We start from the raw sequence: 21,410 nt of genomic DNA, 5'->3' as shown, positions 1-21,410 counted from the left end.
CTAGCTGCCCAATTCGAGCACGGCAATCATCTCGCCATCCTCGTCCAGTCCCGCCTCGACGAAACCGAAGCCGGCATAGAGCCGGCGCGCCGCCTCATTGTCCGGTTCGTAGCAGATCGAGACGCGGCGTATGTGGCCGAGCTGCGCGATCTCCTCCAGCACCCCGGCAACCGCGGCACTGCCGAGACCCTTGCCCTGTTCGCGGCGGTCGATCATGAAACGATAGATGATCGCCTCGTCATCGTCCTTCGGAGCGCTGTACATCAGGAATCCGACGACGCGCCCAGCCGCGACTACGGCGCGGGCGAGGGCCTCGTCATCCTCCCCCGCCTCTTGCAGCGAGTCGGCATTCGAGGCGACGAAGCCTTGCTGCTCCGGCATCAGCTCGAGCGCCAGGATCGCCGCCCGGTTGTCCTCGCCGACGGGCCGAAGGACGACCGGGCGATCGCCAGTCCGCGCTTCGGCGGAACGCTTCACTGTTTCTGCCCGATCTTGATCGCGCGCGCGTCGATCGGCGTCACCACGCCATAGAGCTTCGCCGGGTTGCCGCGCCACACGGTGTTGGGCTCCAGCACTTCGCCCTTCATGACGAAGCAATCGAGGTCCGCCACGGATCCCTCGCCCATTGCCACCGCGTAGTGGATGAAGGCGGCGGGGGCGAGCGTGCAGCCATTGCCGATGCGGATGTAGTCGGACTTGAACGCGCCTTCCTCCAGCGAATGCGCCTGGATGACGCAGCCCTCGTTGAGCGTCGCGTCGTCGCCGATCTCCACCAGCGACCGCTCGGTGATGATGCTTCCCCCGTCATAGACGCGCCGCCCGACCTTCACGCCCACCAGACGCAGGATCAGCGGCCTGAACGGGGTGCCGGTGAACAGGCCCATAATCGGCGAATCGGACAGTTTCCAATGGCGTTCGTGCCGCCAGAAGACCGGGTCGTAGATCGTGGCCATCCTGGGCTTCAGTCGGCGGAAACCGAGGCTGACACGTTCCAGGAAGACGTAGAACGGAATGCCGATCGCCGTGGTCAGCACCACCGCCACGAACAGCGCCGTCTGCTCCCAATCGTTATAGTAGTTGAGCGCCCTGTCCCAGATGGCGAGCGTCAGGAACAGGACCAGCCACTGTGCAGCCAAGAACAGCAGTGCGGTGACCAGATTGTGGAGGTTTTTCAGCGGCAGCCGGCGGTGGCGCTCCTTGTCGGAGATCAATCCGAGCAGCTCCTTGTCGCGATTGACCATGCGCGGGATTTCAAAGGGCGGCGACCCAAGCAGCCCGACATTCTCGCGCACGGGACCATCGACCGGTACATGCACCTTGGTTCCGAGCAGGCAATTGTCGCCGGTGCGGGAATCCGGCGAATAGATGATGTTGTTGCCGAAGAAGTTGCGCTCGCCGATGCGCGTGTGCTCGAGGCGGAAGGAATTGGCGGACTTCTGCATGTTGACCATGAACAGGCCGTCGGACACCATCGTTTCCGAGCCGATCTCGCTGAGCTGCGGGTTTTCATGCCGCTGGTTGGTGCCGAAATTCGACCCGGTCTGGTTCACCTTGTTCAGCCGCCAGCCGATCGCGCGCAGATAGTAGACGATGGCCGAGCTGTCGCCGAACAGCACGTTCAGCAGTCGCACGTTGCTGACCAGCTCCAGCATCGATTGCAGCCAGTAGTGGAAGCCGTAGAGCGAATAGTCCCGGCCGGGCTTCAGCATGAGGTTGAACAGCCGCGGCACGATGGCAGCCAGCAGCACGCCGCCGACGATGAAGCCCGCCAGCGTCACCGTGGTGCCGATCGCCACGATGCCGATGGTCTCCTGATAGTCGTCGCCGACATTTTCCCAGTAGGTGTGGAACAGAAGCGGGAACGGCGTGACGATGGCGAAGAGGATGAAGAGCTGGATCGCCTCGTAGATGATCCGGCGCGCGTGCGACAGCGGCACGTTGGGAACCGTGCAATAGTCCGCCTCGGTCGGGATCGCCGGCGATCCGTGCCAGCGCTCGCCGGCAGGAATCGCCTGTCCGCGATGCAGCGACGAAGCGTGGCCCAGCTGGGCGCCGTCGCCGATGCGGGTGTCGATGTCCAACGTTGAGCCGACGCCGACGAAAGCGTTGTGGCCGATGTCGAGCGGACCGGTGTGGATGTAGCCCGCCTGGGCGCGGAAGCCCAGGATCATGGTATCCTTGCGCAGGATCGAGTTGTCGCCGATGCTGATCAGGTCGGTGCAGACCGGAACGGAGCGGCACTCGATGACGGTGCGGTTGCCGAGCCGGGCACCGAGCAGGCGCAAATAGAGGCTGTATAGCGGGCTGCCGCGGAACAGCACCACCGGTGCGCTGCGGACCAGCGTCTTGACGACCCAGAAGCGATAATAACGCCAGCCCCAGATCGGGAACGTCTCGGCCTTCCAGCGGCCGACCAGCAGCCATTTGGCGATGATGGCAAAGCCGCTGAGCCCGAAGAAGACGCTGGCGGACAAGAAAACGCAGCGCAGATAGAGCTGCACCGGGTCGTCCAGCGCGTCATAGACCCAGTTGAGCCCGTCATTGATCGCCCAGAGCGAGCCATAGCTGTAGAGCGCGTAGAACATGAGCTGCCCAAAGCCCGTGCTCCAATAGGCAAAGCTGGAAGCCCGATGCGTCAGCATCGGCTCGCTCGCCGCAACCGCGGCCATATGCGGGGCACGCAGGTGCTCGGCGAGCTTCGCGACCGTGGGATGCAGGTAGACGTCGCGCATCGAGGTCGTCGACCAGGCCTTGCGGGAGCGGATGCGCGCGCAGAACCTCGCCATCAACAGCGAGTTCGCGCCGAGGTCGTCGAAGAAGTGGTCTTCGATGGAGATGTCCTCGAATTTCAGCACATCCTGCAGCGTGTCGACCAGGAACCTCTCGTCCTCGTTGCGCGGGTCGATCATCGCATGGCCGGCCGCGACGCGCGCGCTGGTCGGCTTTGGCAGCTTCCTCAAATCGACCTTGTTGGAGACGGTCATCGGGATCGCGGGCAGCTGCTCCAGATAGGCCGGGACCATATAGTCGGGCAGCCGCTGCTTGAGTTCGCGCACGAGCATGGTGCGATCCACACTGTCGCCGCCGCTCCTGGGGGCGTAATAGGCGACCAGTTCCGTGCGCTCGGACTCGATCTCCCACGTCGTGACCGCCGCCTGCGCGATGCCCGGCTGTTCCAGCAGCACGGCCTCGATCTCGCCCAGCTCGATGCGGTAGCCGCGGATCTTCACCTGCGTGTCGATGCGGCCGTGATATTCGATCTCGCCCTTGTCGTTGATGCGGCCGAGGTCGCCCGTCCGGTAGATGCGGCCGCCGGGGTTGTTCGGCAGGCCGATGAAATCCTTGATGAATCGCTGTTCGGTGAGTTCCGGCCGGTTGAGATAGCCTACCGCCACGCCCATGCCGCCGATGCAGATCTCGCCCAGCTGGTCGCCGGTCAGCACGTTCGGCTTTTCGGGGTCGAGAATGGCAATCGAATAGGTGGGCAGCGGTCTGCCGATGGTCACCGGTTCGTCCGGCGTCAGCAAGCCCATGGTGGCGGTGACCGTTGCCTCGGTCGGGCCATAGGTGTTCAGGATCTGGCGGCCGGGCTTCGCCCAGCGCACTACGAGCTTTTGCGAGCAGGCTTCGCCGCCGACCAGGATCGTGCGCAGGCTGGGCGCGTCGCTCTCGATCGACGACAAAAGCGTCGGGCTACAGGCCATGCAGGTGATGTGATGCTCGCGCAGGAAGCTGGCCAGCTCCTCGCCCACGAGCGGCTGCTGGCCGGGTGCCGGCACGACCGTGGCGCCGGCGGCAAAGGGCACCCAGATCTCCTCCGAGGAGAAGTCGAAGGCGATGGTCATGCCCTGGTACACGCGGTCGCCCGGCTGGTAACCGTAGGATGCCGCGGCGACGCGGATGAAGTTGCAGAAGCTCTGATGCGTGATGACCACGCCTTTCGGCTTGCCCGTGGTGCCGGAGGTGTAGAGAATGTAGCAGGTCTGGTCCTGGCTGCCCTCCGGCAGGGGCGCCGTTTCCGGCTTGAGAGCGATTTCGGATTCCGCCGAGTCGATCGAGATGTGCGGAACCGGCAGGCGCGCCACGCGCGCGGCATAACCGGAGACGCTGATCACCATCGTGACATTGGCGTCCTCGATGATCATCACCATGCGATCTTCGGGGAAGGCGGTGGCTAAAGGGACGAAGGCCGCCCCGGCCTTCATCACGGCAAGGATAGCGATATAGGTTTCGGCGGAGCGGTCCAGCAAAAGGCCTATCCTGTCGCCCGGCTTCACGCCGCGCTCGATCAGCAGATGCGCGAACTGGTTGGCACGGCTGTTCAGCTCGCGGTACGACCAAGGCCGGCCGCCGGAAATCACCGCCGGTGCCGCGTCGAAGCGGCTCGCCAGATCGCCGAAGAAGCGGTCGAGCCTCTCATGCGGCTCGCCCTTGTGGATGAAATCGGGGCCGATCAGGATTTGGTCGCGCGGTGGCGGTTCCGTCACTGCTTTGGCTTTGGGCGCGTTTTTCTTGGCGGGCTTGCTTGCTTCATTCAGAGACATTGGAGGACCCACGAGCTCGTGACGGCTCGCACTATGCCGTGATTGGCGAAAAGACAATTGGCTGACGATGATGGGCCAGTTGATTTGCCTTTGCGGCGGATTTGAGATGCGCAGCACTTTGATGCCGCCGCTTGGAGGCGTGCCGCCTTTTTCAAGGCGCCGCTGCCGTGACAAGCCCGAACGTTCTCGCTAGCCGATGATTGGCGCCGCGCCTGCCGAACTGAGCGATGTCAGCGCGCATGGCTCCAGGCCGCTGCATAAAGATCGCGTAGTGCTGACGGGTCGCCTCGTCGAATTTCGCCGGCGTCGCCGCGAAATCGCTCCAGAATCTGTCAAGGTCAACGCGTTCGCCGCCAAGCACGGGGATCGCCTGACAGACGTGAGCTCTCGTTCCGCCACTTGAAGTCATGGTTCTTAGCGTGAGAGATTGTGATGATCTCCGTAAAAATGGCCCTCCCCTGGCCTGCTATTGTTACGCTTGTGTTGCCGATCTTGGCGGAGACAGCAGCACAACTCCTGTTCTCAGGCTGGCGCCAGCGCGTATCTTGCCGGCTTGAGCCTGATGCTTTGTCTCGGCATTAAAATCGACTACTTACTCGCGCGATGCGGTTCAGCGATCCGTGTACTCTTCTCGGGTTGAAGTCTTGGTGGACACTAGGAAATCTTTAAAGACTCCCTGTTAGCTATACGCTCTATAGAATCGTTACGGACCTGGACCTCGGCATGTGCCGCCACATCTGCAGTCCAGCCAGGTCTTGGAGGATTGCATGCGGCGCGCCCCGTTACCGATGCATTTCAAGGTCTTGCTGAACATTTCAGCATTCGTCGCGTTGCTTGCAATCCTAGGTACGGTCACCATCTGGCGTCTGGTCCATCATTGGAAGGACTGCCCATGAACGATCCGGCCGGAGCAGAAAGGCGGCGATGGGCCAGGCGGAGCATCAGTCTCGCGGTCCGGATGGTTTTCCCGACACACGGGCTCAAGGAGGTGACGGAAGCAACTTTCGATTTGCGCGATATTTCCGAGGGCGGGGCGTCCCTCTTTGTGGGCAGTATCGCCACGCCGGATTTCTTTTATCTCCAGTTGGGACAAGATGCGGCGGAACTAATCGGTTGTTACACCGTGAATCGTACGGTGGACACTGTCAGCTGTCGCTTCAATCGGCTTCTCGACGCGCGGGAAATCGAGCGCTTGATCGAGGAAAGCCGTATGGTTCGTGAAACGCTTGATACACTGTTCGATCCGCAGGCGTCGGACGAACTCGATTCGCTGTTCGAGAAGGCCGGTGAACTCTTCTCGTGAGATCGGCACCTGTCCGATCCAAACGCGGACGGGCAAGCTTGCGCACAGCATGTAACGCGGCCGCGCTGCCTGCTTCTCAGCTCTTGGCGAGGCCCGCCCTTCCGTTCGCTCCGTCAAGCAAGGCGATCAATCCCTTGAGGATCTCGATTGGCGGCGGCGGGCAGCCTGGAATGTGCAGGTCGACAGGCACCACGTCCGACACGCCGCCGACGACCGCGTAGCTGCCGGCAAAACAGCCGCCGTCCTTGGCGCAGCCGCCCAGCGCCACCACCCATTTCGGGCTGGGCATCGCGTCGAAGGTCCGCTTCAGCGCCTCGCGCATGTTCTTGGTGACCGGCCCGGTGACCATCAGCACGTCGGCATGGCGCGGCGAGGCGACGAAGCGGAAGCCGAAGCGCTCGATATCGTAGAAGGCGTTGTTGAGCGCATGCATCTCGAGCTCGCAGCCATTGCAGGAACCGGCGTCGACCGCGCGGATCGACAGGCTCCGGCCGAGCCGCCTGCGGGCAACTGCATCGAGCGAGCGCGCCAGTTCGTCCACCGCCGCGTCGCTGACTTGCGGCGGTCGCTCAGTCAGGGGCGGACGGATCAGGCTTTCGAAAAGCAGCTTGCGCATGGTTCTAGAGGTCGTGGCCGGAATAGGAGCAGTTGAATGATTTGTTGCAGATCGGGAAGTCGGCGACGATGTTGCCCTCGATCGCCGCTTCAAGCAGCGGCCACTGGAACCAAGAAGGGTCGCGCAGGTGGCAGCGCTCGACCAAGCCGCCCTCGCCGATGCGCAGCCAGACCAGGATATCGCCGCGGAAACCCTCGACCAGCGCCATGCCCTCGCGCGGCCCATCCGCAACATCGCCCGCTGTGGCGACGCCGACCGGCCCGGCGGGCAGGCGCGCCAGGATTTGCTCGACCATCGACACGCTCTGCTCGACTTCGCGCACGCGGATCCAGACGCGCGCGTTGACGTCGCCCTCCTGCAGCACCGGCACATCGAAGGCGAGCTGGTCGTAAGGCGCATAGCCTGGGCTGCGTCGCGCATCGAAATCGCGGCCCGACGCGCGTCCGACATAGCCGCCGGCGGCATATTGGCGGGCGAGCTCGACCGTGAGCCGGCCGGTCGCCACCGTGCGGTCCTGCAGCGAGGCGGTGTTGTCGTAGAGCTCGACCAGATGCGGGAAGCGTTGCCCGATCTCCGCGACCAGCGACCGGATGGCGATCGCTCCTGCCTCGCTCAGATCGCTTGCCGTGCCGCCGGGCAGGATGCGGTCGCGCATCAGGCGATGGCCGAAGGCCGCGTCGGCGGCGCGCAGCACGCGTTCGCGCAGCACGCCGCAATGCGCATGCAGGATCGCGAAGGCGGCGTCGTTGCAGATGGCGCCGATGTCGCCGAGATGGTTGGCAAGGCGCTCCAGCTCGGCCATCAGCGCGCGCAGCCATATCGCGCGCGGCGGCGGCGTGATGCCGAGCGCGGCTTCGACCGCGCGGGCGAAGGCCAGCGAGTAGGCTACCGTGCTGTCGCCCGAGGTCCGGCCCGCCAGCCTGGCCGCGCGATCCACAGATGCGCCGGCCATCAGGCCTTCAATGCCCTTGTGCGCATAGCCCAGCCGCTCTTCCAGCCGCACCACCGTTTCGCCGCCGGCCGTGAAGCGGAAATGCCCCGGCTCGATGATGCCGGCATGCACCGGCCCGACCGCGATCTGGTGCAGGCTCTCGCCTTCCGCCGCGAGGAACCGGTAGGAGGCGGCGGCTGCCGGCGCGCCGGGCTGCGCCGCCAGCGGATGCGAGACGCCCCATTGGCCGTGGTCGAGCCAGCGACGGGTGTCGGGCAGGCCTTGCGGCGCCAGCCCGAACAGGTCAGCGGCGGCGCGTTCCAGCCGCAAGGCGGGCGGATGATATTGGCCGACCGACGGGTAGCAGCCGCCGCGGCAATCCAGGCTGATGACGCCGATGTCGAGCGCCTCGTCGAGAAGCGCCATGTGCATCCTCTCCGGCTCTCCCCACAGGCCGAGCAGGCTCCAGCGGCCATTGGCGAGTTGCTCGACGGCAAGGTTCCAGACTTTCGGGGCAACCACGGCGCGCGGCCAGGGGACGTGATGCTCGATCAGGCGGCCGGCTCCGATGAGATCGGCGAGCGCGGGCATGTTCTTCCTCGCCATGCGCATCACCCCAATATCCCGGCGACGTGCTGGAACCATGCCACCAGCGGCCCCGGCAGATAGATGCCGGCAGCGAACACCAGGGCGAGGTGCGAGTACATCGGCACGTAGGATGCCTCGACCGGCGCCATGCCCCCGCGCGGCTCGCCGAAGGCAAGCCCTGTCAGCCGCAGCAGCAGCGCCCCGAAGGCGATCAGCAGCCCGAACACCAGCGGGATAGCCAGCCACGGATGCCTGGCGAAGGTCGAGCTGACGACCAGGAACTCGCTCATGAAGATGCCGAGCGGCGGCAGGCCGGCTATCGCTACGACGCCGATGACGAGCGCCCAGCCAAGCCCCGGATGGCTTTCGGTCAAGCCCCTGATCTCGGAGATGCGCTGCGTGCCCTTGACCTGCGCGATATGGCCGACGGCGAAGAAGATCGCCGACTTGGTCAGGCTGTGCATGACCATGTGCAGCAGGCCGGCGAAGTTGGCGAGCGGGCCGCCCATGCCGAAGGCGAAGACGATGATGCCCATATGCTCGATCGAGGAATAAGCGAACAGGCGTTTGATGTCGCGGCGGCGGTAGAGCATGAAGGCCGCGAAGATCAGCGAGGTCAGCCCCATCGTGACCATCAGCGGTCCGGGGCCGATCGCCTGCGGGCTCGCCGCGAGCAGGAGCTTGAAGCGCAGCACGGCATAGAGCGCGACGTTGAGCAGCAGGCCCGACAGCACCGCCGAGATCGGCGTCGGGCCTTCCGCATGCGCGTCGGGCAGCCAGGCATGCAAAGGGGCCAGGCCGACCTTGGTGCCGTAGCCGAGCAAAAGGAAGATGAAGGCGACGCTGAGCAGCGCCGGATCGAAATGCGCCGCCTTCTCGATCAGCACCGACCAGACCATGGCGTTGGTGCCCTCGCCGACGACCGGCTGCGCGGCCATGTAGACGAGGATGGTGCCGAACAGGGCGAGCGCAATGCCGACGCTGCCGAGGATGAAATATTTCCAGGCCGCTTCCAGCGCTTCATGCGTGCGGTAGATGCCGACCATCAGCACGGTGGTCAGCGTGGCGAGCTCCACCGCGACCCACATCAGGCCGATATTGTTCGACACGAAAGCGAGATTCATGCCGAACATCATGATCTGGTACATCGCGTGATAGAACCTGAGGTTCGACGCGGTCAGCCGGCCGGTCTCCAGCTCATGCGCGATATAGGACGCGCTGAACACGCTGGTGGTGAAGCCGACGAATGTGTTGAGCACGATGAAGACGATGTTGAGATCGTCGACGATAAGATATTGCCCCGGCGCCGGCCGGTCGGTGACGAACAGCGACAGCGCGGCGAGCAAGGTGAGCAGGCTCGCGATCACGTTAACGATCGCCGTCATGCGGTAGTTCGTAAATGCCGCCAGAATGGCCGCGGCGACCGCCGGAATGAAAAGGATCGCGGCCACGGCGTCGAAGGAAAACCCGCTCACCGGCGTTCTCCCCGGTAGTCGTCGAGCGCGCCGACATCGACCGTGTCGAACCGCTCGCGGATGCGGAACAGGAAGACGCCGATGACGATGAAGGCGATCAGGATCGAGAAGGCGACGCTGATCTCAACCACCAGCGGCATGCCCTTGGCGCCGGTGGCGGCCAGCACCAGGCCGTTCTCCAGCGACATGAAGCCGACGACCTGACTGACGGCGTTGCGCCTTGTCACCATCACCAGCAGGCCCAGCAATATGATCGACAGCGCGAAGGCGAGATCCTCGCGGGCGAGCGGGTCGGCCTCGGGCGTCACCCGAAGCATCAGCACCATGGAGAGCGTCACCAGCCCTATGCCGGCGAGCATGGTCGGGCCGATGCCGACCGCGGTCTCGATGTCGCGATGGATGCCGAGCCGCTGGATGATGCGATGCAGCCCGACGGGAATGACGATCGCCTTGAAGACCAGCGCTATCGCCGCGGTGATGTAGAGGTGATGCGCGTCCTGGATATAGGCCTGCCACGCCACCGACAGCGCAAGCACGACCGCGTGCAGGGCAAAGACGTTGATCAGCGCGAACAGCCGGTCCTGGTAGAGCATCATGAAGGAGATCAGCACCAGGCTGCCGGCGAGCAGATGGGCGATGTCGAAGGTGATCCCGCTCATCACAGACTCCGCGAGACGAACAGCAGGAGCGTGCCGAGCAGCGCCAGCATCAGCGCCGCGCCCAGGAAGTCCGGCACGCGGAAGACGCGCATCTTGGCGACCGCCGTCTCGAACACGGCCAGCAGGATGGCGAGCACGGCGAGCTTGCCGAGATAGGCGGCGGCGCCGATGGCCAGCGATTGCGGGCCCGCCCCGGCGCTCGCCAACCCCCAGGGCAGGAAAACGCAGGCGATCAGCGACATGTAGAGCAGGAGCTTGAGGAAGCTGGCGAGCTCGATCATAGCCAGATGGCGGCCGGAATATTCCAGGATCATCGCCTCATGCACCATGGTGAGCTCCAGATGCGTGGCGGGATTGTCGACCGGTATGCGCGCATTCTCGGCGATCGCCACCATCACCAGCGCAATCAGCGACATGCCGAGCGACACCCGCAGTCCGACTTCAGGCGAGCCCATGAAGGCGGCGACCGTCGAAAGCTGCGTGGCGCCGGCCACCAGCGCCAGGCTGAACACGATGAGCAGCATCGCCGGTTCGGCGAGCGAGGCGATCATCACCTCGCGGCTGGCGCCGATGCCGCCGAAGCTGGTGCCGACATCCATTCCGGCCAGTGCCTGGAAGAAGCGCGCGCTGCCGAGCAGCGCCACGATGACGATGAGATCGGCGGCCCAGCTGAACTGGAGGCCGGAGGCGAAGGTCGGGACCAGCGCCGCAGCGACCCAGGTGGCGGCGAAGATCAGGTAGGGCGTCACGCGAAACAGCCAGGACGCGTTGTCGGCCAGCACGACCTCCTTGCGCATCAGCCTGGCGAGATCGCGATAGGGCTGGATCACCGAGGGCCCCTGCCGCCGCACAAGCCTCGCCTTCACCTTGCGCACGAAGCCGATCAGAAGCGGCGCCAGCAACAGCACCGAAAACATCTGCGCGCCCTGCACGGCCAGCTCGAGCATCATGGCCATAGCGCAAGCACCAGGAGCAGGATGACGAGGTAGAGGAAGACCAGCGTCAGGTAGCGGCGGATGGTCAGGAACTGCAGGTGGTTCAGCCGCTCGGTGGCGAAATCGATCGCGCCGGCGATTGGCTGGTAGAAGATCTCCCAAGCGACGTCATGCATGTCCACCCTGAGGCGCGCCGGATCGAGGGAGCCCGGCGCCGGCATGTCCACCGTCTCGCGGGCGCGGAACGCGAAGCTGCCGAAGACGCGGCGAATGGGCTGCGCGAAGCTGACGGCGGTGTATTGCGCGGCCGGCACCGGGTCGGCGAAGCCGCACCCCCATGCAATGCCCCTGCGCAGCGCATGCGAGGCGAAGCGGTGAATGAAAAAGGCTGCGAGCGACGCCGAAATGGCGATGAAGCCGAACACCAGCAGGCCGTTATAGGAGCTGCGGCTCTCGGCGATCGGCACGATCGACAGCCAGGGCTCAGCCATCTGCACCGGCATGCGGTCGCCGATCAGCGACAGCGTCACCGGCGACAGGGCGTCGATGACGAGGCCTGGCAGGATGCCGGCGAGCAGGCAGAAGGCGGCAAGCACGGCCATCGCCGCCAGCGACCAGCGGTCGACCTCATGCGCCCGTTCCACCGCCGCCGACCGCGCCCGGCCGAAGAAGGTGATGCCGAATGCCTTGACGAAGCAGGCCGCGGCCAAGGCCGCCGACAGCGCCAGCATGCCGCCGACCGCAGGCACGATCACCTTCAGCCCCCATTGCGGCAGCTCTGGGCTGCGCAATATGGCTTGGAAGACCAGCCATTCGGAGGCGAAGCCGTTGAAGGGCGGCAGCGCCGAGATCGAGACGCAGCCGATGAGGAAGACGAAGCTGGTGACCGGCAGGCGATGAATGAGGCCGCCGAGCTTTTCCATGTCGCGTTCGCCGGTCGCCGTCAGCACCGCGCCGGCGCCGAAGAACAGCAGGCTCTTGAAGAAGGAATGGTTGAGCACATGGAAAAGCGCCGCCGTGAGGGCCAGCGCCGCCGCGGACGGCATGGCGTTCGCCTTGAAGGCGAGCGCGAGCCCGAGGCTGGCGAAGATGACGCCGATATTTTCGACGGTCGAATAGGCGAGCAGCCGCTTCAGGTCTTTTTCCATCAGCGCGTGGAGGATGCCGAGCACCGCCGTCACGCCGCCGATGAGAAGCACGGCGATGCCCGACCACCATGCCGGTTCGCCAAGCAGGTCGAACACCACGCGGATGAAGCCGTAGATGGCGACCTTGGTCATGATACCGCTCATCAGCGCCGAGACGTGGCTGGGTGCTGCCGGATGGGCAAGCGGCAGCCAGGCATGCAGCGGCACGAGGCCGGCCTTGGAGCCGGCGCCGAGCAGCATGAGACCCAGCACCGCGCCTGCCGCGAGCGGGTCTGGATGCGCTGTCCGCATCGCGTCGAACGCATAGGTTCCCGCTGGTCCGGCCAGCAGGCCGAAGGCAAGCAGCAGCGCCATCGTGCCGAAGCTCGCCATCACCAGGTATATTGTGCCGGCGCGCCGGTTGGCGTCGTCGCGGTGATGCGCCATGACCAGTGCCCAGGAGGCGAGCGACATGAATTCCCAGGACAAGAGGAAGCTGAAGGCGTCGTCGGCCAGCACGACGAGGTTCATGCCAGCGAGGAACGCCGGATAGAATGGCAGCACGCGATGCGGCGCGGATTCGTGCCGGCCGTAGCCAAGAGCATAAAGGCTGGTGACGGCGCCGCCCAGATTGACGACGACGAGGAAGAAGGCCGACAGGCCGTCGAGGCGGAACCGGGCGCCCGTCCAGGGCAGGCCGAGCGGCAAGGTGATGGCGGGCGCCTCGCCGAGGCTGCCGGCGAGATGGCCGGCGACGATTACCAGCAGCGCGGCCGAAATGACAAGCGATGCGCCATAGACCAGACGCGTAGCGGCGGTGTGCCGGCCGGCGGCAGCGCCCAGTATAGCTGTTGTCAGAAGCGCGGCAGGGCCGCACAGCAGAAGCGCGACCGTCGAATTCACGGCTGGCTCCCGCTTGGTTCGGCCTCGTCGCCATCGGCTTCGGATGCCTTGGCCGGATCGTATCCGGCCTTCAGCCGCACGCCGCGTCCGCCGCCCTGGCTGGCCGCGCCTTCGCCGATCAGTTCGATGCCGGCCACCTCAAGCGCCGCGATCAGCTTCATCAGCGAATCGACATTGCCCCGGATGATCGAGCCGCTCGCTTCCATGCGCTGGATCGTCGGCACCGACAGTCCGGACAATTCGGCAAGCCGGCGCTGATCGATGCCGAGCAGCGATCTGGCGGCACGCAATTGCGGTGCGGTTATCACCGAGGACTCTCTCGTTCAGTTATGAGATATGAGGTCTAGGTGCCGTAGCCTACATTAAAATGTTCTATCGTCAAGGATTGATGTTTAAAACATCTATGTTGATGGTAGCCGGCCGGCCACGTCGCGGGATGAGGTCGGGCCAAAGCCCGAGCGGTGCCGTGAAGGTCGGGATCTCCGGCGGGCGAAGCTCCGGCACGGTGATGAGAACGGCGAACACGCCGTCCGAGAACGCGTACAGCCGCCCGAGGCCGGCTGATCGCCATCGGCCAGGCTACGGCCTCGTCATTCCGCCAAGCCGCCGGTCGAGCCAGACCAGCACTTCCCCAGCCACGACGAAGCCGAAAGCGATGAGAGCGCTGTTTATAAGGGTCTGCGCCCAGCCGATCTGGGCGACGTCGATGAACGGATAGGGATAACGCGCTTCGAAAGACCCGCGAACCAGGGCATAGACGAGATAGAGGAGCGGATAGAGCGCCCAGGCAAGCGGCGCCTGGCGGGTCAGCGTTCCCTTGCGGACGAAGACCAGCCAGAAAAGGGTCGTCAGCACCGGCGTCACCCGGTGAAGCAGGACGTTGGCGAGCTGCGAACCGCCGGTCAGTTCCTGCAGGCCCTGCAGCAGCACCGCGTAGACCACGCCGACCAGCGCGATATTGAGGAACGTCGCGCCGAGCAGCCATGGCGTCGCGAACCGGGCCTTCGCCGTGACGCCGGTGAACACGACCGCGACCAGAAGATTGGTGGTGATCGTGAAATAGCCGAGCAGTCGCCAAAGCACGGCGGGCCACGACGCCGGCCCGTCGGCGAGCGCATGGAAATGCACGCCGATGCCGGCCCATGCCGCCAGCGCGATAAGCGCGGCGACGAGCCGTGCCGGGATGCCGTGCGTTCCGGGATCAGCCTGCGTCACGACCTGGTGCCCGTTCTGCTCAATGCGGGTTTTATAGAGCAAATCCAGGAAAAATGTGTAACGGGTTTCCGTCCGGAGTTGTCCAGTCGACTATATAGTCTGCCCGCCGTAATATCGATTGCGGATCCGGTGTCGGCGGCTGGCTTCGGCTAGCCTACGACCTTGTCAATCCGCCAAGCCGCTGTTCGCTGCTCCGCCAAGCAACCGTACATTGAGCCGACCGCCCGTGAACAGCATGTCGTCGAGGGCCTCCGCGAGATCCTTGGAGGTCACGGCTTCTCCGTCACCTTGCATGATGCTCGTTTGCGCGGCACGGCGCATAAGCTCCTTGATGAAGGCTGCGCTAACACCCTTCGTGCGCGTCACGGCCTCGGCCACTATCTTATCGGAAAGTTTCAACCCACCGCCATAAAGGCGCACCAACTTCTCCCGGCAGTCGTTGTCTGGCAGCGGCACCTCGATGGCCTGGTCGATACGTCCTGGACGCCCCGTGAGCGCCGCTTCAAGCTGCTCTGGCCGGTTGGTGGTCAGCACGAACAGGATATCGGCATTGTCCTTCAATCCGTCCATCTCGTTGAGCAGGACGTTGAGGAGGGACTCCTCGCATGGGCTGCCCATATTCTCCCGGTCGCGGGCAATAAGGTCCACGTCCTCAATCACCACCGTGGCCGGCTGCAGCAAGCGCGCCAGTGTCATGTATTGCGACAGAAGGCCCATCTGGCCGGCCGTTATGATCAGCGTCGTATGTCCGGGAAGATTGGCGGCCAGGTAGCGAATGGTGTGCGTCTTGCCGGTGCCGGGCGGGCCGTAGAGCAAGATGCCCTTGCGCGTAGATTGCCCAAGCCGCCTCAGCGCCTCTCGGCTCTCGATGAAGCGGATCACGTTGCGGTCGAGAAGCTTCAGGGTCTGGTCCGGCAGGATGATTGCCTCTCGTGGCACCTGTGGCAGGCGATGGACCATCACGCCCTTGGAACGGCCGCGATAATCTCCTTCCGTTTCGAGGGAGATGACCTTGCCACGGTAGGAACGCGCCGCATTGATGGTCGCCTCCAACTCCGAGAAGCAGCGGCTCACCAGCGCCAGGCCGGCTTCGCCGGCCGGCACGGCGATCTCGACGCAGGTTCCGGCTTCCTGACCGAACTCACGGTGAAAAGACAGCACGGCCGCGTAGTGCAGGTCGCCATCGCGATTGAGCCATAAGCCGTTGTTGAGGCACTTCGTCGGCTCGCTCTCGCCGATATCGACATCTTGATATTGTGCTGCCGAGATGGTGACGGCGTGCTGTCCTTCTTTCGTCAACGCCGCATAGGTCAGCGTCTCGTAGCGATGCTGTTCGTAGAGGCCGAAGAAGCGAACGGGCGAGACGGAGAACAGCTTGTCGAGCGCCACCTGCACATCGGCCCGCATATGGCCGGGAAACTGGCGCGAGGTTGCGATGACCTCGTCATGTGCCAGCCCCGCGAAATGCCAGGCGATCGCTTCGTGGGCATATTTGAACTTTTTGTTGCGCGAGGCTCGTGCCGGCTGATCTGGAGCGAGTGCGTCTTCGACTCCGTAGGGGACGGCGGTGATGCGAAGCGGATGACCGGCAGCCTTGATGCGCTGCTCAGCCGTATCCAGCATCGCCTTCGCGACCGCTGAAGGATAGCTGCCGCATGCAGCCTTTCCCTGCTGCGATACCGTCGCAGTCAAGGCTTCGGCCTCCGCCTCGGATCGACTGAAAACTGAGCGGATGAGATCGACGACAAATGCCCACGGGGTCTGGTCGTCGTTGTGAATGACAAGTTGTAGTGCCTCGTCAGGTGTGTGGCGCACTGTAACGGCTCACTTTCTCGGAATGCAGACCGACAATATCTGCGTCATATCGCATGATTTGTTAACAGATCGACGACCGAAAGCCTCGAAACTGTACGAGTGGCCGCCCTGCGGGCGGATCTGCACGCGAGGACTACATTGCGCTGTAGCAGGGTCCCATGCGGTGGTCTTCCTTCCAGAAAGGCCTAGATGGAAGATGGGCCATGAACGAGACCGATTTCCTCAAAGAAACGTCACGAAGCCGAGCGCGATGAGAGCGTGGTTGAGGAGCGTTTGCGCCCGACCGTACGCCTTCGAAAGACCCGCCAATCAGCGTGTAAACGAGGTAGCGGAGCGGATAGAGCGTCCACAGGCCCGGAACCCGTCATGCCCGCTCGCCTGGGACGAACAGGATGTCCGCCTCGACGACACAATAAGGAACGTGCCGGAAATCGCGGATGCGTACGACCTCATCGCCGCGCCAGTCGATCAGCATGAAGCCGCGCACCGCATCGTGCGCCTGCGGGTTGCGGATCAGGATCGCCGGCTGGCCGTCGACGAAGCCGAGCGACAGCGCCCAGTCGCCGAGGCGCTCGTAATTGCCGAAATAGGTCGAGGCTTCCTTCTTGCCGTTGAGGCGGGCGCGATTGAGGACGTCGACCTGAACATCCTCGGCGATCAGCGTCCTGACCCCGTCGAAGTCGCGCGCATTGAACAGGTCGATGTAGCGGCGCAGCCGGCGCTCTTCATCCGGATCGAGCCTCGGCACCGCCACGTCGTCCGGTGCCGATGCCAGCGCCTTCAGCTCCGCCCGGCCGCGATGCAGTGCCGCCTTGGTGGCGGCTAAAGTCGCGCCCGTCACCTCGCAGGTCTCATGCAAGCTGAGGCCGAGCACATCGACCAGGATCACGGCGCTGCGCTGCGCCAGCGTGAGCCGCATGAAGCTGCGCAGGCTCGTTGCCGCCGCCAGTCTCGCCTCCGCGTCGGCGGAGAGATCTTCTATTTCGGTCATGTCGGCCTCGGTCATGCGCGAGCGCTCCCGCTGGCGGCGGCGCAGATGATCCTGCGCCGCATTATGGGCGATGCGGAACAGCCACTGCTCGGGACGCTCGACCGTGGCGCCGCCATCGTGAGCAGCAAGCGCCTTCACCACCGCCTCCTGCACGATGTCCTCACCCTCGATCGCCGAGCCGGCCATGCGGGCGGCATAGCGGTGCAATTTCGGCCGCAGGCCGACAAGCATGGCCTCAAGCGCCGCGCGGTCGAATTTCGCTGTGCTCATCGTCCTCGTTCTCTCAGTCGGCGGCTCGCCGGGCGATACCGCGCCCCGGTCAGGCCGGCACGGTCTCGTCGGTGTTCGCCAGCATATGATAGTTGCCGACGATCTTGGCCGACGACCGGACCAGCGGTGTCGAGCGCCGTTCGGCGTGATCGGCGCCGAAGGCTTTGAAAGCGTCGAGCTCGGTCAGTGCCGAACTGTCTTTTTCATAACCGACGATGTGGACGAATTCGCCGTTGTCGAGCTCGAGCACGAGATAGCGCACGGATTGCGGCTTCGTTTCATCCAGCGCCTCGAACACCTTTGCCACCAGCGCCCGGTTCTCGGCGATGCTGGCCTCCTTCACGCCGTAGCGGATGAGATTGTAGGTCATTTGTCGTCTCCTGTTTGACGTGTCTGCACGAGGAAGACGATTCGCGTCGCCGAATAGATTCTCATCGGTTCGCGAATCTTTTTGCCGGGGGCAAACGTCTTTCGCGCGTAGAGGCCGCGCCCGCGGCCGCGATGAGGAGAGACATCATGCATATCCAGTTTGCCGAACTGCCCGTATCCGACCAGGACCGCGCCAAGGCGTTCTACACCGAAAACCTTGCGTGCCAGGTCATTGCCGATCACTCGATGGGCGATGGTGGCTGGCGCTGGGTCGAGGTGGCTTTTCCCTTCGCGGTCACCAACCTGCATTTCATCAGGCGCGCCGATGCGGCACCGAGCACCGAGCCGGTGCTCGTCCTGGTCGACGATGATGTCGAGGCAAGGGTCGCATCGCTCAAGGCCAAAGGCGTCGAGATCGTCACGGAGCCGCAGGAAGCGCCGTGGCAGCCGGGCCGCACCGTGGCCGAATTCCGCGACAGCGAAGGCAACCGCATGGTGCTTGCCAGCCGATAGCAACATCGCCTCGCGGTCGCCGGCCCATGCGGTCAGGCGACCGCCTTCGCAGCCGCCCGCCCGGCGCAGCGCCCCGAAAAAATGCAGCCACCGAGGAAGGTGCCTTCCAGCGCCGCATAGCCATGCACGCCGCCGCCGCCGAAGCCGGCGACCTCGCCCACCGCATAGAGCCCTGGCACCGGTTGCCCATCGGCGTCCAGCACGCGGCTGTCGAGATCGGTCTGCAGCCCGCCCAGCGTCTTGCGGGTCAGGATGTTGAGGCGCACGGCGATCAGCGGGCCGTTCGCCGAATCGAGCATCTTGTGCGGCTTGGCCGTGCGGATCAGCCTGTCGCCGAGATAGGCGCGCGCGCCGCGCAGCGCGGTGACCTGGGCGTCCTTGGAGAACGGATTGTCGAGCTGCATGTCGCGGGCGCGGATCTCGCGCTCGACCTGGGCAACGTCCAGCAGCGGCGCGCCGCCGGCCATCGCGTTCATGCGCGCCACCAGTTTCGCAAGATCGGCCTCGACGATGAAATCCTCGCCCTTTTCCATGAACGCTTTCACCGGGCCGGGAATGCCTGATGTCGCGCGGCCCAGCACCTGCCGCCAGCTTTTGCCGGTGAGGTCCGGGTTCTGCTCGGAGCCCGACAGCGCGAACTCCTTCTGGATGATCTTCTTGGTCAGGATGAACCAGGAATAGTCGAAGCCGGTGCTCATGATGTGGCTGAGGGTGCCCAGCGTGTCGAAGCCCGGATAGAGCGGCGCCGGCAGCCTTCTGCCGCGCGCATCGAGCCAGATCGAGGAGGGGCCGGGCAGGATGCGGATCGCATGCTCGGTCCAGATCGGCGCCCAGTTCCTGATGCCCTCGACATAGTGCCACATGCGGTCGCGGTTGATGATCCTGCCGCCGGCGGCTTCCGTGATCGCCAGCATGCGCCCGTCGACATGATCCGGCACGCCGGTGATCATCCGCTTCGGCGGCGCGCCAAGGCGTTGCGGCCAGTTCTGGCGCACCAGCTCGTGGTTGCCGCCGATGCCGCCGGAGGCGACGATCACCGCTTGCGCATAGAGCTCGAAATCGCCGGCCATGTCACGAGAACTCTTGCGGCCGCGCTCCACCGTGCTTGGCTGCAAGATGTCGCCACGTACGCCGCTGACCGTGTTGCCGCTACGGACAATCTCGGTGACCCGGTGACGGAACCTGCACTCGACCAGCCCGCGCTTCTGCGCCTCGCGCACGCGCAATGCGAAAGGCTCGAGCACGCCGGGCCCGGTGCCCCAGGTGATGTGGAAGCGCGGCACCGAATTGCCGTGGCCGACGGCATTGCCACCGCCGCGCTCGGCCCAGCCGACGACGGGGAAGAATTTCAAGCCATGCTCGATCAGCCAGGAGCGCTTCTCGCCGGCGGCGAAGCCGACATAGGCTTCCGCCCATTTGCGCGGCCAGAAATCCTCCGGCCGGTCGAAGGCGGCCGTGCCCATCCAGTCCTCGAGCGCGAGGTCGTGCGAATCGCGGATGCGCATGCGCCGCTGCTCGGGCGAATCGACCAGGAACAACCCGCCGAACGACCAGAAGGCCTGGCCGCCCAGCGACTGTTCCGGCTCCTGGTCGACGATGATGATTTTCTTGCCGGCCTCTGCCAATTCCGTCGCGGCGACGAGGCCGGCCAGCCCCGCGCCGACAATGATCACGTCCGCGTCAGCCATTTTTCCTCCCAGAACTAGCCGGCAAACTTATTGCAAAGCCTCAGACGGGTTCCCAGCCGTCTTTGTCACCGGCGCGGAAGATGGCGTCGATGACTTTCTGGTTGAGCACCGATTCCTCCAGCGTGAAGACGCGGTCCTTGCCGCCTTGCGCGGCACGCACGAAGGCCTCGCATTCCAGCCGGTATTGCTGCGTGCCCGGAAAGCGGAACACCTGCGCCTCGCTGTGGTTCTGGTTGTGCAATTCGATGCGGTGGTGGTCATAGAGCCCGGCATTGAACGGGGCGAAAACCTCGATGAAGCCCTTCTCGCCGTGGAACACCATCACCTGCCGCGCCGCCATCTGCGTCGACAGGTAGAAGGACAGCTCGAAATCGCCGAAATCGGCTCGGATCGAGGAATAGATGTCGGTGCCGAAAGTCTTGTCGCGCTCGATCGTCGCCTGCACCCGCAGCGGCTCCTTGCCGGTCGAAAAGCGCGTCGACACGGTCGGATAGACGCCGATGTCAGGCAGCGCGCCGCCGCCGAGATCGAGCTGGTTGCGCATGTTCTTGGGGTCGACATTGTAATAGGAAAACGCGCCCTGCACATGGCGCAGCCGGCCGATGGTGCCGCTGGCGATCAGGTCGCGCACCTTGATCCATTGCGGGTGGTAGATGACCATGAAGGCCTCGCAGACCAGCACCTTCTTCTCGTCGCGCAGCTTGATCAGCGGCGGAATGTCCTTGGCATCGAGCGCCAAAGGCTTCTCGACCAGCACGTGTTTTCCGGCCTCGATCGCTTTTGCCGTCCATTCGACATGCTGGGCGGTGGGCAGCGGGATGTAGACGCCGTCGACCTCCTTGGAGGCGAGCAGTTCTTCATAGGAGCCGAAGGCATGACGGGCGCCGAAACGCTCGCCCAGCGCCTTGGCCTTCGACAGTTCGCGGCTGGCGATCGCCGACAGGACGCCGTTCTCCGACTCCACGATTGCCGGCAAAAGCTGCTCGCGACCGATCTTCGCCGTCGACAGAACACCCCATCGGAACATCACGCTTCTCCGTGTCGGTTACAGGCGACGAGGTTTGCCTGAAATCGGCGGAAAAGCCAATGCGTGAGGCAGCTCGCCCTTCCTCGCCCCACAAAGTGGGTACAAAGGGGGGAGAATTGACCGCGCAGCGGACGAGAGGGGATAGCGCTGCCCTTTGCGATTGCAGCAGACCTCCCGCGTTAACCGAATCGGAAGGAGATGTTTAACGCTTCGTCTCTACGTCCGGCCCGGGGAGGCACAACAGAGCGAGCATGATGAACGACGAAAAGCGAAACGAATGGCGCGCCATCTTCTATGTGCAGGCGCGCGTCGCCATCCTGTTTGTGCCGGTTGTGCTCAGCCTTCTCCTCATCGGCATCTTGGCCGGCAATGAGCGCAAATCCGTGCCCGACGCCGTCGATCCGACCGTGACGAGCTCGGTGCGCTGAACAAGGCGTCGCC

At 64.5% G+C, this 21,410-nt stretch carries 18 protein-coding genes; 3 read left to right on the top strand and 15 right to left on the bottom strand.

From position 1 onward, the window contains the following. The gene (locus tag FJ419_RS00420; RefSeq protein WP_246679092.1) at nucleotides 1–477 is read right to left on the bottom strand and encodes a GNAT family N-acetyltransferase; all 477 of its coding nucleotides are present in this window, start codon (nucleotides 475–477) and stop codon (nucleotides 1–3) included. Next, entirely contained in the window at nucleotides 474–4,544 is a 4,071-nt protein-coding gene (locus tag FJ419_RS00415) for a Pls/PosA family non-ribosomal peptide synthetase (RefSeq protein ID WP_140686774.1), read from the bottom strand. The genes FJ419_RS00420 and FJ419_RS00415 overlap by 4 nt, the downstream gene beginning before the upstream one ends. An 892-nt stretch (nucleotides 4,545–5,436) precedes the next feature. Between FJ419_RS00415 and FJ419_RS00410 the strand changes: the two genes are divergently transcribed. After that, nucleotides 5,437–5,847 (top strand): hypothetical protein, encoded by a 411-nt coding sequence (locus FJ419_RS00410; protein ID WP_140686773.1) that lies wholly within the window; start codon nucleotides 5,437–5,439, stop codon nucleotides 5,845–5,847. A gap of 76 nt (nucleotides 5,848–5,923) precedes the next feature. On the opposite strand, the gene nuoB is transcribed toward FJ419_RS00410, so the two are convergent. The 11 genes from nuoB to FJ419_RS00350 form a co-directional block, all read right to left on the bottom strand. Beyond that, nucleotides 5,924–6,463: an NADH-quinone oxidoreductase subunit NuoB gene (nuoB, locus tag FJ419_RS00405; protein ID WP_140686772.1), complete on the bottom strand. Its 540-nt coding sequence runs from the start codon at nucleotides 6,461–6,463 to the stop codon at nucleotides 5,924–5,926. Between the two features lie 4 nt (nucleotides 6,464–6,467). Next, on the bottom strand, nucleotides 6,468–7,985 hold the full coding sequence (locus tag FJ419_RS00400) for an NADH-quinone oxidoreductase subunit C (protein ID WP_140688043.1): 1,518 nt from the start codon (nucleotides 7,983–7,985) through the stop codon (nucleotides 6,468–6,470). Between the two features lie 20 nt (nucleotides 7,986–8,005). Further along, entirely contained in the window at nucleotides 8,006–9,457 is a 1,452-nt protein-coding gene (locus tag FJ419_RS00395) for a hydrogenase 4 subunit F (RefSeq protein ID WP_140686771.1), read from the bottom strand. After that, nucleotides 9,454–10,116, bottom strand: coding sequence for a hydrogenase-4 component E (locus FJ419_RS00390; RefSeq protein ID WP_140633459.1), 663 nt, complete (start codon nucleotides 10,114–10,116; stop codon nucleotides 9,454–9,456). The genes FJ419_RS00395 and FJ419_RS00390 overlap by 4 nt, the downstream gene beginning before the upstream one ends. Continuing rightward, a complete protein-coding gene (locus tag FJ419_RS00385) occupies nucleotides 10,116–11,072 on the bottom strand; it encodes an NADH-quinone oxidoreductase subunit H (RefSeq protein ID WP_140686770.1) in 957 nt (318 codons plus the stop codon). The genes FJ419_RS00390 and FJ419_RS00385 overlap by 1 nt, the downstream gene beginning before the upstream one ends. Then, nucleotides 11,063–13,081 (bottom strand): hydrogenase 4 subunit B, encoded by a 2,019-nt coding sequence (gene hyfB / locus FJ419_RS00380; protein WP_140686769.1) that lies wholly within the window; start codon nucleotides 13,079–13,081, stop codon nucleotides 11,063–11,065. The genes FJ419_RS00385 and hyfB overlap by 10 nt, the downstream gene beginning before the upstream one ends. Then, nucleotides 13,078–13,389: a helix-turn-helix transcriptional regulator gene (locus tag FJ419_RS00375; RefSeq protein ID WP_140686768.1), complete on the bottom strand. Its 312-nt coding sequence runs from the start codon at nucleotides 13,387–13,389 to the stop codon at nucleotides 13,078–13,080. Before FJ419_RS00375 ends, hyfB begins: the two co-directional genes overlap by 4 nt. Nucleotides 13,390–13,660: 271 nt before the next feature. After that, entirely contained in the window at nucleotides 13,661–14,296 is a 636-nt protein-coding gene (locus FJ419_RS00365; protein WP_210241640.1) for a Pr6Pr family membrane protein, read from the bottom strand. A gap of 165 nt (nucleotides 14,297–14,461) precedes the next feature. Beyond that, nucleotides 14,462–16,111: an ATP-dependent Clp protease adaptor ClpS gene (locus tag FJ419_RS00360; protein WP_140686767.1), complete on the bottom strand. Its 1,650-nt coding sequence runs from the start codon at nucleotides 16,109–16,111 to the stop codon at nucleotides 14,462–14,464. 364 nt (nucleotides 16,112–16,475) lie between these two features. After that, nucleotides 16,476–17,372: an RNA polymerase sigma factor gene (locus FJ419_RS00355; RefSeq protein ID WP_140686766.1), complete on the bottom strand. Its 897-nt coding sequence runs from the start codon at nucleotides 17,370–17,372 to the stop codon at nucleotides 16,476–16,478. A 49-nt stretch (nucleotides 17,373–17,421) separates the two neighbouring features. Then, nucleotides 17,422–17,742, bottom strand: a complete 321-nt coding sequence (locus FJ419_RS00350; RefSeq protein WP_246679091.1) for a hypothetical protein — start codon at nucleotides 17,740–17,742, stop codon at nucleotides 17,422–17,424. A gap of 146 nt (nucleotides 17,743–17,888) precedes the next feature. Between FJ419_RS00350 and FJ419_RS00345 the strand changes: the two genes are divergently transcribed. Further along, the gene (locus tag FJ419_RS00345; protein WP_140686765.1) at nucleotides 17,889–18,254 is read left to right on the top strand and encodes a VOC family protein; all 366 of its coding nucleotides are present in this window, start codon (nucleotides 17,889–17,891) and stop codon (nucleotides 18,252–18,254) included. A gap of 32 nt (nucleotides 18,255–18,286) precedes the next feature. Here the strand turns inward: FJ419_RS00345 and FJ419_RS00340 are convergent, their stop codons facing one another. After that, nucleotides 18,287–19,942, bottom strand: a complete 1,656-nt coding sequence (locus FJ419_RS00340; RefSeq protein ID WP_140686764.1) for an FAD-binding dehydrogenase — start codon at nucleotides 19,940–19,942, stop codon at nucleotides 18,287–18,289. A 40-nt stretch (nucleotides 19,943–19,982) separates the two neighbouring features. Beyond that, a complete protein-coding gene (locus tag FJ419_RS00335) occupies nucleotides 19,983–20,969 on the bottom strand; it encodes a Gfo/Idh/MocA family oxidoreductase (RefSeq protein ID WP_140686763.1) in 987 nt (328 codons plus the stop codon). A gap of 251 nt (nucleotides 20,970–21,220) precedes the next feature. Between FJ419_RS00335 and FJ419_RS00330 the strand changes: the two genes are divergently transcribed. Next, complete coding sequence (locus FJ419_RS00330; protein WP_140542936.1) at nucleotides 21,221–21,397, top strand: hypothetical protein; 177 nt, start codon at nucleotides 21,221–21,223, stop codon at nucleotides 21,395–21,397. The last annotated feature ends 13 nt before the right edge of the window (nucleotides 21,398–21,410 follow it).

This window comes from Mesorhizobium sp. B2-6-2, assembly GCF_006440615.1.
In the GTDB taxonomy this organism is placed as follows: Bacteria; Pseudomonadota; Alphaproteobacteria; order Rhizobiales; family Rhizobiaceae; genus Mesorhizobium.
This window is presented reverse-complemented; position numbering and strand designations above follow the sequence as displayed.

Excerpts from the sequence above, each read along its gene's own strand:
- FJ419_RS00415 (WP_140686774.1), bottom strand. The coding sequence starts at position 4,544 with ATGTCTCTGAATGAAGCAAGCAAGCCCGCCAAGAAAAACGCGCCCAAA.
- FJ419_RS00410 (WP_140686773.1), top strand. The coding sequence starts at position 5,437 with ATGAACGATCCGGCCGGAGCAGAAAGGCGGCGATGGGCCAGGCGGAGC.
- nuoB (WP_140686772.1), bottom strand. The coding sequence starts at position 6,463 with ATGCGCAAGCTGCTTTTCGAAAGCCTGATCCGTCCGCCCCTGACTGAG.
- FJ419_RS00400 (WP_140688043.1), bottom strand. The coding sequence starts at position 7,985 with ATGCCCGCGCTCGCCGATCTCATCGGAGCCGGCCGCCTGATCGAGCAT.
- FJ419_RS00390 (WP_140633459.1), bottom strand. The coding sequence starts at position 10,116 with ATGAGCGGGATCACCTTCGACATCGCCCATCTGCTCGCCGGCAGCCTG.
- FJ419_RS00385 (WP_140686770.1), bottom strand. The coding sequence starts at position 11,072 with ATGGCCATGATGCTCGAGCTGGCCGTGCAGGGCGCGCAGATGTTTTCG.
- FJ419_RS00355 (WP_140686766.1), bottom strand. The coding sequence starts at position 17,372 with ATGAGCACAGCGAAATTCGACCGCGCGGCGCTTGAGGCCATGCTTGTC.
- FJ419_RS00350 (WP_246679091.1), bottom strand. The coding sequence starts at position 17,742 with ATGACCTACAATCTCATCCGCTACGGCGTGAAGGAGGCCAGCATCGCC.
- FJ419_RS00345 (WP_140686765.1), top strand. The coding sequence starts at position 17,889 with ATGCATATCCAGTTTGCCGAACTGCCCGTATCCGACCAGGACCGCGCC.
- FJ419_RS00340 (WP_140686764.1), bottom strand. The coding sequence starts at position 19,942 with ATGGCTGACGCGGACGTGATCATTGTCGGCGCGGGGCTGGCCGGCCTC.
- FJ419_RS00335 (WP_140686763.1), bottom strand. The coding sequence starts at position 20,969 with ATGTTCCGATGGGGTGTTCTGTCGACGGCGAAGATCGGTCGCGAGCAG.
- FJ419_RS00330 (WP_140542936.1), top strand. The coding sequence starts at position 21,221 with ATGATGAACGACGAAAAGCGAAACGAATGGCGCGCCATCTTCTATGTG.